General features: G+C 45.9%; 9 protein-coding genes. 5 read left to right on the top strand and 4 right to left on the bottom strand.

Features of this window, described 5'->3' with window-relative positions; all coding sequences use genetic code 11:
* Positions 1-259 precede the first annotated feature (259 nt).
* The 4 genes from pgmB to LC20001_RS14130 form a co-directional block, all read right to left on the bottom strand.
* Positions 260-928, bottom strand: coding sequence for a beta-phosphoglucomutase (pgmB, locus tag LC20001_RS14145; protein WP_003677353.1), 669 nt, complete (start codon positions 926-928; stop codon positions 260-262).
* Positions 929-961: 33 nt separating this feature from the next.
* Positions 962-3,706 carry a glycoside hydrolase family 65 protein gene (locus tag LC20001_RS14140; protein ID WP_010010438.1) on the bottom strand — a complete coding sequence of 915 codons (2,745 nt, stop codon included), beginning with the start codon at positions 3,704-3,706 and terminating at the stop codon, positions 962-964.
* Between the two features lie 342 nt (positions 3,707-4,048).
* Positions 4,049-6,355 carry a glycoside hydrolase family 65 protein gene (locus LC20001_RS14135; RefSeq protein ID WP_010010437.1) on the bottom strand — a complete coding sequence of 769 codons (2,307 nt, stop codon included), beginning with the start codon at positions 6,353-6,355 and terminating at the stop codon, positions 4,049-4,051.
* 192 nt (positions 6,356-6,547) lie between these two features.
* Positions 6,548-7,249: a hypothetical protein gene (locus LC20001_RS14130; protein ID WP_010010436.1), complete on the bottom strand. Its 702-nt coding sequence runs from the start codon at positions 7,247-7,249 to the stop codon at positions 6,548-6,550.
* A 695-nt stretch (positions 7,250-7,944) separates the two neighbouring features.
* On the opposite strand from LC20001_RS14130, the gene LC20001_RS14125 reads away from it, so the two are divergent.
* From LC20001_RS14125 to LC20001_RS14105, 5 genes are all read left to right on the top strand, one after another.
* The gene (locus tag LC20001_RS14125) at positions 7,945-8,472 is read left to right on the top strand and encodes a GNAT family N-acetyltransferase (protein WP_056943241.1); all 528 of its coding nucleotides are present in this window, start codon (positions 7,945-7,947) and stop codon (positions 8,470-8,472) included.
* Between the two features lie 113 nt (positions 8,473-8,585).
* Positions 8,586-9,686: a YibE/F family protein gene (locus tag LC20001_RS14120; RefSeq protein WP_010010435.1), complete on the top strand. Its 1,101-nt coding sequence runs from the start codon at positions 8,586-8,588 to the stop codon at positions 9,684-9,686.
* The gene (locus LC20001_RS14115; protein ID WP_003677345.1) at positions 9,683-10,447 is read left to right on the top strand and encodes a YibE/F family protein; all 765 of its coding nucleotides are present in this window, start codon (positions 9,683-9,685) and stop codon (positions 10,445-10,447) included. Before LC20001_RS14120 ends, LC20001_RS14115 begins: the two co-directional genes overlap by 4 nt.
* A gap of 43 nt (positions 10,448-10,490) precedes the next feature.
* Positions 10,491-11,060 (top strand): LptM family lipoprotein, encoded by a 570-nt coding sequence (locus tag LC20001_RS14110; RefSeq protein ID WP_010010434.1) that lies wholly within the window; start codon positions 10,491-10,493, stop codon positions 11,058-11,060.
* A 55-nt stretch (positions 11,061-11,115) separates the two neighbouring features.
* Complete coding sequence (locus tag LC20001_RS14105) at positions 11,116-11,787, top strand: YdcF family protein (protein ID WP_010010432.1); 672 nt, start codon at positions 11,116-11,118, stop codon at positions 11,785-11,787.
* Position 11,788 lies beyond the last annotated feature (1 nt).

Genomic DNA, 11,788 nt, shown 5'->3' with positions numbered 1-11,788 from the left:
GTTAGATTCCATTCATCTGGCCGCGGTGGCACATACCAAATTTAGTTGTACGCAAAAATACCAGTAAAAACAGTTAAACCTGTTTTTACTGGTATTTTGTTTAGAAATGATTTGATTGGCTTGAAAATTACGAATTACCAAGTAAGCATACAGCATACTCGTTCCATACGTCAGCACCGGAATGGATCCTGACTCGCTATGCTTACGTGTACTTAATAACTATACTTCAGAAAATCATTGCCTAGTTTTGCTTTAATTTTTATTGCATTGCTTTTTCAATATTAGCCAAGGAGACCTGACTAGTATCGGTAAAGTTGATCGTTGCGTCATGCAATAATTCAGGATCACCGATACCGACTGAGGTCTCACCAGCAGCATTGATACCAGCAATACCGGCGGCTGCGTCTTCTAAGCCGATACATTGAGCCGGCATCAGATCAAGTAGCTGCGCGCCTTTGATGAAGATCTCAGGATCTGGTTTACCATATTTCAAGGTTGCTGGGTCAACGGCTTTAGTGAAATAGTCGCTGAGGCCGATTTTTTCTAAAATCGTAGGTGCATTCTTTGACGCAGAAGCTAATGAGATCCCGTATCCCTTATCCTTGAGCTCAGCTAAAAAGTCGGCCATGCCGGGCAAAATATCTTTAGCACTCATATTTTGGATCAGGTTGACATAATTGGCGTTTTTTTCTGCCGCTAGTGCTTCTTTTTCGGCTTCAGAATAGTTGTTTTCCAAGCCACCTTTTTTTAGGATCATTTCCAGTGCGTCCATCCGGCTAATCCCTTTGACCGCATCACCTAACCCTGGATAGTCAACGCCTAATTTGTCGGCCAGTTGGCCCCAAGCTTTCGCGTGATAACGGGATGTATCGGTGACGACGCCATCTAGATCGAATACAAAACCTTTAATATCTGTAAATTTTACCATGGGTAGTGCCTCCTTTATGTTTTAAAACATGCTCTATTTTGCTTTGCTGATCGTGGTCAGGGGTTGCCCTTGATAATCGACGGTCAGCGGCTGCTTGGCGGTGAGTAACAGTTCGTGACCAGCGACGCGGACTTTAGCCGCTTGATCGGCAGTAACTGTGATCGCTTTTTGCGTGATCTGGAAATGATATTGGGTGCCGCGGAAATATTGACGGAAGGCGATACTGCGCCAATGCGCCGGTAAATTAGGCGCGATGTTGATCATATCGGTTAACTCATCGACACCGGCATAGTTACGCGTCTCCAACATTAAGGTCGCTGCCATTACGCCCAGATGGATTCCTTCGGCGGTCGTCCCACCTTGAATATCGTAATAATCGGAGAGCAACGCTTGTGAAAAGAGGTGCCACGATTGATCCATATTACCGTCAACTAGGGTCAAAACCGCGTAAACAATCCGGGATAATGTTGATCCATGGGTAGTCCGATCAAGGTAGTATTCAATATTACGAGTCAAGAACTCATTTGGTAGATCGTAACCCATTTGTTTAAGAATTTGGTTGACGTGGGTCAAGTCGAAATTGTAAAAGGCCATCAGTGCATCGGCTTGTTTAGCGACTTGATAAGCATCTGGTGTATGTCCTTCGGCTTTCAATATCCGATCTAACCGCGAAATATCACCGTACTTCTTACGGTAATTTTCAAAGTTCAATGTTGGTAACTTGAAGTAGCCTTGGAATTGGCCGATCACGCCAGCTGAATCCACATCTAAGGTCAACTTATGGCCAATTGTTCCCATCTTTTTGTACAGGGCGTCGTTGATACCAGCTACTTGCATCGCCTTGGTAAAGGTTGTTTCTGGCACTACATTACCCCGAAGATAAGCAATGGTTTCGAAAAGCCAGCTGACCATAATGTTGGTGTAAGCATTGTTGGTCAAGCCTTCTTCGTCACTATTTGGATAGCCTTCGTGGAACTCATCAGGGCCCATAACTTTTTTAATATCATAGCGTTTGGTCGTTGAATTATACTCGGCCTTGCTGACCCAGAAACGGGCAATGTCCAGTAACATTTGGATACCGTATTTTTGCATAAATTCACGGTCGTTAGCTAAATGGTAGTAAACCCAAACGTTGTAGGCGACTGCTAAAGAAACGTGGCGTTGTAGGCGACTGTTGTCAGGGTCCCATTGTTGCGTCAGTGGATTTAAATGAACGAATTGAGATTGTTCATCACCATATTGACCTGATTGCCATGGGAACATAGCGCCTTGGTAACCTTCACTGGCGGCATATTTCTTCGCCGCATCAAGCCGGTGGTAGCGATACATCAACAACTGCCGCGCTAATTTTGGATAATGCAATGTATAGAAAGGAATAATAAACATTTCATCCCAGAAAACGTGGCCGCGGTAAGCTTCACCGTGTAGTCCACGGGCACCAACTGAAGCATCTAGATGCTGGTTAGCTATTTGCGTGGCTGAAACGAAGGTATGGAAAATATTGACCCGAGTCAGTTTTTGGCTGGTCAGATCACCATCGATCTGAATGTCGGCGTTGTGCCAAATATCTTGCCAAAAGTCATCACTGTGTTGTTCGCTAGCCTGGAATGAAGCTTGATGCAGCTCGTTAGCGGTGGCGGTCATTAAATCAGTGGTAGTCTCCAAACTGGTAAATAAAGCCACATTTTTTTCAAAAGTGTACGATTGATTTTGCGCGACGTCGAGGGATAATTCTTGGGCGATTACGTCAGGGCGGTTGTGTGTGGTCAATTCAGTTGGGACATCATTACAGTTAGTCAACTTGCTGCCGACAACGAACTTGATCTGTGAAGTTTTAGTTTGGCCGGCCAGATAAGCTTCATGGCCAGCGGTGCTCATTTCGTTTACGTCAAAATGACGCGAATTGAAGTTGCGGTAGCGTTCAACATTGCTGTTGATCACACTGCCGTCGATCTCGGAGTAAATTTGTAGACTGCCGGAGAAGTTTAGCGGCGTCAATTGATAACGAATCGCGTATTGATGCCAGTTATGCATGTCGGCAACTTTGGTTGTAACCACGCGCAAGGCGTGACCAGTTGCTAATTGCACTAACATGGTGGTGCGTAACTCGCCAGTTTGCAGGTCGAGACTGCGATAAATATCTTGAATATTTTCTGCTTTGATTTTAAATGGTGTCTGGTGATCGACGCCGAAAGTTAAGTACTGCCCATTCGGTAAATTGACCAGGTCTTCGTTGACGACATCACGATCATTGATCTTAGTGGTCAGTTGGTTGTAAAAGCCAGCAACATAGGTGCCTGGATAGTTGTCATCATCAGCTTTAGCCTCAACATAACTACCCCGCAAACCGAAAAAGCCGTTACCTAAGGTCAGCATTGATTCCTGCCCATAGTTACGTTTGCCGGTGTATTGGCCGTAATAATCCAAATGCCATTGATTGTAAAATTGTTTACGGGCAGCTGCCTTAGCTAGCCCCAAAGTCTTGACCATTTGTTGGCTAACGGCTGGCACGTTAAGCATATTGGTCAAAGCCAGGCCAATGTCGATTCGCTGATGGTTGATACCAACGATCGTGTCAGAGAATTCGTAGGCTAAGGGATTCTCGATCACCGCAACATCAAAATTGATGCCGACTAGCCGTTCGCGAATTTTCTCTAAGTTGTCACCGATACTTTGTTGCGGATCATAAGCAATCACGCTTTGCTGGCGCTGTTTGTTGGCCCGCACATAGGCCAGCACGATTGCATCATCAGTGACGCGTAATGAAATAACTTTCACAATATCCACTGCCTTTCTACAGAGTGTTTAAAAAAGCGCTTAGATTTGAGCACTAGCTACTGCGCCACAAGAGATTTCTGAAACGAAAATCTTAAATGTTGTAAAACCATACCGCAAGCAGCATGGCAGCTAGGCGCAAAAAGCTGCTTTTTTAAACACGTTTATGCTAAATTCTTGTAGCATCGTTCCGATCGTTTTCATTAAACAGCGGTGCCTGATCAGGACACCATTATTTTCGCCAAAAAGGGTGCTGCTACTTTGATCACAACAATAAGTTCTAACGTAATCAAATGAGTACCCGTTACTAATAATAGTAGAACGTAAATCTTAATTTATCAACTTTTAGGCATGTTTGATGTCAACGGTAACTGGCATCTTTTGACTGAGATCACAGGCTTCTGGACCACAATATAAAGTTAGTGGCGCGCCACTAAGCAAGTTAAAAGTGGCAGTTTTTTGATTGATGTCAATATCGATCTGCCGGCCACGATATTTGATCTTGAAACTAAGTCGGAACCAACCAGCTGGTAGTTGGGGCGCAAATGTCAAACCGTCAGTGCCGTAATGCATACCAGCAAAGCCATAAATCAGTGAGAGCCAACTGCCACCCATATTAGCCGCGTGAATACCGTCTTCCGAATTACCTTGTAAATCGGTCAAATCAGTTAAAGCGGTATCTAAAAAGTATGCTTGTGCCTTGTCTGGATCGTGAATTCGGTTGGCGAGAATACTGAAAATCGCTCGTGACAATGAGGAATCATGGGTAGTGATCCCCTCGTAATAGGCATAGTCACGACGTAATTGGGCTTCATCTTGATCCAATGGGAATAAAAAGTCACTCATTAGCGTATCGGCTTGTTTGTTGACCTGGTAGCGATAAAGGACCAGGGGATGATAGTGCAGTAACAACGGAAAATTAGTTGCCGGCTCGTTTTTTAAATCAAAGCGCGGCCGATTCAGCGCGTTATCATCTTGTAGTTTGATTTGGTGTCGAGCGTCGTAGGGGAGGTACATATTGGCTGCCGCCTTTTTAAATGCCGCCAATTCCGTATCAGTGACCGCCAATTCGGCTAATTTATCTGGTGCCAACTGTTTTAATTCAGCGGCATATTTGACCGCTAAACGCAAGTTGTGCTGAGCCATGCGATTGGTGTAATAATTATTGTCGATCAGCGCCGTGTATTCATCGGGTCCGGTGACTCGGTTGATCACAAAATGACCAGCTTGGGGACCGTGGTCAGCGTAATTGCCATACGCTAGCCAAAAGCGCGCAGTTTCTAAAATCAGTTCGAAGCCAGCACTGACCAGAAAATCAGTGTCGGCGGTGGCACGAATATATTGGTCGGTAGCGTAAGCAATATCAGCATTGATATGGATCTGGGCCGTGCCCGCTGGGAAATAAGCGCTCGCCTCTTCACCATTGATCGTGCGCCACGGAAAGAGAACGCCTGATTTGATCGCCATTTCGCGCGCACGTTGGCCGGCTTCGGCTAGTGTCGCATAACGATAGCCAAGTAAGGCCTTAGCAATCTGTGGCTGTGTATAAATGAAAAACGGCAACATATACATTTCCGTGTCCCAGAAATAATGGCCTTCATAGCCAGCGCCAGTTAGGCCTTTAGCGGGAATATCGGTGCTATGATCACGACCAGCAGCTTGATAGAGGTGATATAAGTTGAAGCGAATGCCCTTTTGTAAAATTGGATCGCCTTCAATGATCACATCACTGTCCTGCCAGAATTGGCGAGTTCGGGCCGCTGAAGCAGCAAATAAACTAGAAAAACTTTCACCATCCAGGCGGGCCAATGATTTTTCAATGTAGCGTGCTTGGTTGACTTCAAATGAGAGCTGGTTGTGGATCTCGCCCAGTGAATAACCAAAACTAAATTGGGCGCTACGCTCAGGCGTGAGTTGCAATTGGATCTCGTAATTAGGGATATCGGTATGGGCATTGAGCTGGACCCGGGGATCGCTACCGAGATACTGCATCGTCATCAACAAACTCAATTGACTTTTTTGCGTACTGATCCGCATTGTCGGCGCTGCGGCAGGCAAATAAGTTTGGAGCAAAGTATTGCCGCGTTGAGCGCGCCGCATATCGGTATTGTCACGAGCAATTTGCTGATTAACGTAGGCATGCTGTTTAATTACAGTTACCGACCCGCTAAAGTTCAATGTCCGGATATCGTAGCGAATCACATATAAATGACGTTCTGCCTGCGAGGCAAAAGATTCCAGTGTCAATGTGAATTCTTTAGCCGTCGGTGTGGTGACGTGGAAAGTTTCCAGCAACAAGCCACTAGCCATGTCCCACGTCTTATCAATCATTTCAATTTGGTAGGGAGTTTCATCCGAACGCACGCCGTCAACGCTGAAAATTAGATAGCGGGGGTCCGGCAGCTCACAAATCGTCTGATTATTGCGGGCATAGCCGAAGTACGCCTCGCCATAAGTGATCGGCGTCAAGTCGTAAAAGCCGTTAATAAATAAACCGGGGCTGCCGGGATAAGCAGGCGAGTTACCCTGCAGTGGGTTACTGGCCCGCACACCGAGGTGGCCATTACCTAAGGCATAAATTGTTTCGACAAAACCGGGTTCTTTGTGTTTAAGCTGTTGTAAATGAATTTGGTACTGTTCATCAACCGACATGGAATTCCTCGCTTTCATAAGCGTGTTTTTTAGCAGTTACACTAGGTGGTGTTGGGCAAGGACTACAAAATTAGTTTTTATCGCTAATTTTGCCTAAACGTAGGTGAAAAATTTAAACGTTTTTCCAGACACACACTAGTTAATCCTATTTTCAGTTTAACACGGTTATTTAGCGGAATGCTCATGATTTACTTAGAAAAGCTGGGCGAAGTCAAATGGCTGATGCGCAAAGCTAGCAGCAAAAAAAGAACGGCTAAGCGTGGTTAGTTTTGCTGGTGTTAATTGAGGAGTAGTGTAAAGATAAGCGCGTTTTCTAGCGCGCTTAAAAATCGGTGATAAGCCTGGCTTAGCAGGGCTTTGAATCAGTAGTTGTGGTTGCTCACAAGGGCTAGCCCATTTTTGACTGGCTAAATAACTTGTGGCCCCGCTGGCCGCCATAATGAGATGTGAGCGGCGCAGTAATTCTAAGGCGACACTGCCGCCAAAACCATAACCACAAGCACCAACTTGCTGAGGACGAATGTGCGCTTGTAAGGGGGCGCTGTTGATTTGGTGGGGCGAGAGTAATTGCTCGATCACCAGCAAACTTTGTTTGACGGCTTGTTTGTTGGCTGCGACGAGCCGGGGATGTTCGGCGAGCCATTGCGGATAGTCGTTAGGGGTTGTGGCGTGGCGCTGCGGAAATTGTAGCTGACACACGATATTGCCGGCAGCGGCTAAAATTTGCCCACAATCAGCTGGTAAATTAAGCGTTAAGATCAAGGGAAATTTTCCAGCTGCGATCGGTGCCTTGATGCCCACCTTTTTGGCTGGGTAATAGGCACGCCAATGGCAACGCAGGTGTTTATTTAATTGGGGTAGATCGTAAAATGAATCAAAATAACCGACGTACATCTTTTATTCCTCGCTTGAAATTAAATTTTCGTGAGAGCGACGCAAAATTTAGAACTTTTCGCTTGAAATTCGCTGCATAAATGTTGATAATAGTCGAATGCAGAAATTAATGCTGATTGACCCTGTTAGATCAGCGTTAGGCGGGCCATGTTTCAACTTGGCGCATTGAGCCATAGTTGAATGGACACCGTCTGCAACATCAAAATTTATTAGCGGTCTGTGCTAATAAATAAACCTTAATAGTGGAATAGGGCCATGTTTCAACTTGGCGTACTGAGCCATAGTTGAATGGACACCGTCTGCAACATCAAAATTTATTAGCGGTCTGTGCTAATAAATAAACCTTAATAGTGGAATAGGGCCATGTTTTAACTTGGCGCATTGAGCCATAGTTGAATGGACACCGCCTGTAACATCAAAATTTATTAGCGGTCTGTGCTAATAAATAAACCTTAATAGTGGAATAGGGCCATGTTTTAACTTGGCGCATTGAGCCATAGTTGAATGGACACCGCCTGTAACATCAAAATTTATTAGCGGTCTGTGCTAATAAATAAACCTTAATAGTGGAATAGGGCCATGTTTTAACTTGGCGCATTGAGCCATAGTTGAATGGACACCGCCTGTAACATCAAAATTTATTAGTGGTCTGTGCTAATAAATAAACCTTAATAGTGGAATAGGGGGCAAAGGTTGTGACAACAACTTATTTGCGGCAAGCAAAAATGACTGATCTACCAGTCATCATGAAAATTATAGATGAAGCGAAAGCATATTTAAAGCAACAAAATGTGGATCAATGGCAACATGGTTATCCGGAACAAAATGATATGGCTGCTGACGTAGCCGCTGGTGTGAATTACGTGATGGTACGCGATGGCGTGATCGTTGGTACGGCGTCATTATTGCAAGGTATCGACGATAATTATAAAGTGATCGATCAGGGGACGTGGCTGGGCGCTGCCGACGCCACTTATACCTCGATTCACCGCATCGCCGTAGCGGCTGGCTACCGCGGACAACATTTATCGGAAACGCTGATTACCAATTTACTGACATTGTCGTTGCAATTAGGCTACGCCGATGTCCGTATCGATACGCATCCTGAGAATTTAGGCATGCAGCACGTGATCAAGCAGAATGGGTTTGAATATCGTGGTATTATCTACATGCACGAACCAAAGGAACCGCGCTATGCTTATCAATTGTTATTAAATGCCTAATAAATCAGCTGGACCTAAATTTAGGCCCAGCTTTTTTTGTTATTCAGAACTTAATTCAATCGTAAGGACTCTATGGTAGACTAAAATTATATTGAGAGATAAGAGATGATTTGATGGGTAAACAACTTCGGCGCTGGTGGCGACCAATCTTGCTGATCGTTGGTGGGCTGTTGCTGGTGATTGGCACCCGCTATGCGGCGCCACTTTATCGCCAGTCGATCATGCAAGTGACGGCCAGTAAAGTCACACGCATGACCAAAACAGAGGATGAATTCAATAACCGTGATCATCAGTATACACAACAATTAACTGGCCGCTTACTAAATGGTTCGCAGCGCGGCCAGCTGATCCACGTAAAAAACGTCTACACGGCCTCAGGCGCATTTGATCAAAAATACCGCGTCGGTGACCAGGTCTTCATTAGTATGACCCGCAAAAGCATACTGATCAAAGGGTTAAAACGCGATACTGTTTTACTAACTTTGTTGTGGTTGGCTGTCGTTTTACTAGTGCTGATGTTGCATCGTGCTGGCATGATGGCATTACTCAGCGTTCTGCTCAATTTGGTGATTTTCTTTCTGGCAATTGAACTTGATCTGGTACTACATAGTAATGGATTTCTTTGGTTATTCGGTGGTTTAGCCTTGGTGTTTGCGTTACTGACTTTGTGGCTGATCCTCGGGCCGACCAAGCAAATGGTGATCACTTTTGCCGCGACGGTTAGTGGAACTGTGCTATCAATGGGATTAAGCGTGCTGGTGTTAGTGTTGACGCAGCACAAGGGTATCTATTATGAAACGATGGATTATGTGACCCAAGTTGCACCGCAGCCGCTGTTTTTGGCGGCGACCTTACTCGGTTCACTGGGGGCAGTGATGGATGAGTCGACTGATATCGTCGCCACTTTATTCGAATTAAAAGCCGATAAACCGGAAATCAGCGCGCTGGAACTATTTCAAGCGGGTCGCCAAGTTGGCACAGCAATCATGGGTCCTTTGATCAGCGTTTTACTGCTGATTTTCATCGCCGAGACGATGCCAATCGCGTTATTATTACTGAAAAATGGTAATAGCTGGGGTTATACTTTCTCGATGACCATGTCATTAGGGATGGCGCAGAGTTTGATCAGTGGCATTGGTATTGTTCTCGCCATTCCGGTGGTCAGTTTCCTGGCGAGTCGGTTATTGGTGACGAAAGCAGGTGCAGTTAAATGAGTACGATCATGGCATTAAGTTTAGTGCTATTGGCAGTGATGGTGCTGGTCGGTGGCCGCAAAGGGGCGCTGGCATTTTTAAGTTTATGGCTGAATTTTGGCTGTTTATTCTTGGCCATTGTACTGATCTCAGTTCACTTTTCACCATTGTTAGTGACGCTGATCTTAGGCATTTTAATGTTGGCGTTGACGATTTTTGTAGGCCAGGATGACTTAATGACTACGCAAACAGCCTTTTTTGCGGCAGTTTTGGTACTACTGATCTTATTGGCGTTGATCGTGCCGGTGGAACACTGGGCCGCCGTACAAGGTTTCGGTATGGAAGATAGTGATGAACTCGAAGGTTTGTCGTTACTGGTCGGCATTAATTTTGTTAAAGTTTCGATCGCCACTGCAGTTTTGAGCACATTAGGGGCGATCGCGGAAGCGGCGATGGCGATTGCCGCGGGCTTAAGTGAGTTGATCCAGCAGCATCCAACTATTGAAACACGCGCACTCTTTACTGCGGGGATGCATGTGGGTCAACAAATCATTGGCACTACGTTCAATACGTTATTTTTCGGCTTTTTTGGTGGCTTTTTAGGCCTATTTATTTGGTTCGCTGATCTGCAGTATACCTGGGGTGAACTGCTGAATAATAAAGTGCTAGATGCAGAGTTGATCTTGGTGCTCTTTTCGTTGATCAGTGTGATTCTGACAGTGCCAATGACGACGTGGGTCATGGCACAACGGCTGCAAATTATGCGAAAAAAGCAAGACTGATATGCTATCCTATTAAAAAGAGTTTCAAAAAGGAGGGAATGCGATGCGACGTTGGTTACTCGGCGCTACGTTGTTAATTGTGGTCGGTGTACTTAGCGGCTGCGGGCAAGATGAGTTACGGAAGGAAAAAGCGGCGCTAGCGTCATCTTCAGCGCGTTTGGAAAGCCGGGCTAGTGTACTTGATGCCCGTGAAAGTTCACTGGATAAAGTGCGCGCTAGCACCGAATCGTCCTCGATCGCTGAATCGGAGTCACAGGCGATCGCCGAATCAGAATCGCAGGAAAAAGCTGACAGTCAAGCGTCATCAGCGAGCGCAGCGTTTAGTAGTCAGGCGGAATCGGTGAGTGCAGCGGCTGAATCGATCAGCCAAAACCAGATCAATTCGCCGGTGCAGGCTGTTGATTGGGTCAAGCAGCAACGCGGCGAACAGGACGGTCATGGTAAAATGACGTGGCAGGCTAGTACAACTGGCGAAAAAGATGGTCAGCACTATTTTGTGGTTCAGGGTCGCCGTGAGGATGGTAAAGTCGATGACGCGTTAGATTTAATTGTGCTTAGTACGGGTGAGATCATGACGCGTGATTCGGCGGCTGGTAAGGCGCTTGTGGAGTAGGGGGAAGACGATGGATCCGACAGTTTGGTTGTCTGGTAGTTAGGCGTTACTATTAATGGTGTTCAGCTTAACTAATTATTTCCACGAACGCCGCCGACTCAGTAATGGTATTTGGTTAAATGGTTTCGTGCTTTGCGCTGGTGGCTGGCTGTTGATCGTAGCTGTCAGCAGTGGCCAAATGTGGCTATTAATTCCTATATTACTGCTGGGCCTAATTTTACTAGTCGCTTTTGCATTAGGAATCTACGGGGTGATTATCTTCCTCTTGCATAACGCCCGCCAAGTTTGGCGCCGGGAGAGCCACTCGCTTGCCAATTTGCTTGGCTTACTTTTGGCGTTGGGCTTAAGCGTCTATGTTATTTGGCAGGCGCTGGTGCTACAAGGGGTAATTCCCTCGCCATTAGTGTTGCTATTTAGCTTCATGCCTAGCTTGTTGTTCTACATTTTCCTTAATGTGTGGAATTTTTTGACGCTGTCGTTGGTCTATCAGCTTAATCGGCCGCGCTACCGGCAACAAGCAATTGTAGTACTAGGCGCTGGCTTGATCGATGGCGAGCGCGTTTCTGGTTTGTTGGCAGGCCGCATTAAACGCGCAGTAACCTTTTATCAGCAACAGCAAGCTAAAGGTGGCCCCACACCATTACTGGTTTTTAGCGGCGGCCAAGGCAGCGATGCAACGGTATGCGGTGCACGAACTGGGTATTCCATTGGCGGATACGGCAGTTGAG

The organism is Loigolactobacillus coryniformis subsp. coryniformis KCTC 3167 = DSM 20001 (assembly GCF_002706425.1).
Classification (GTDB): domain Bacteria; phylum Bacillota; class Bacilli; order Lactobacillales; family Lactobacillaceae; genus Loigolactobacillus; species Loigolactobacillus coryniformis.
The sequence above is the reverse complement of the archived record's forward strand: the minus strand, read 5'-3'. Positions and strand labels throughout refer to the sequence as shown.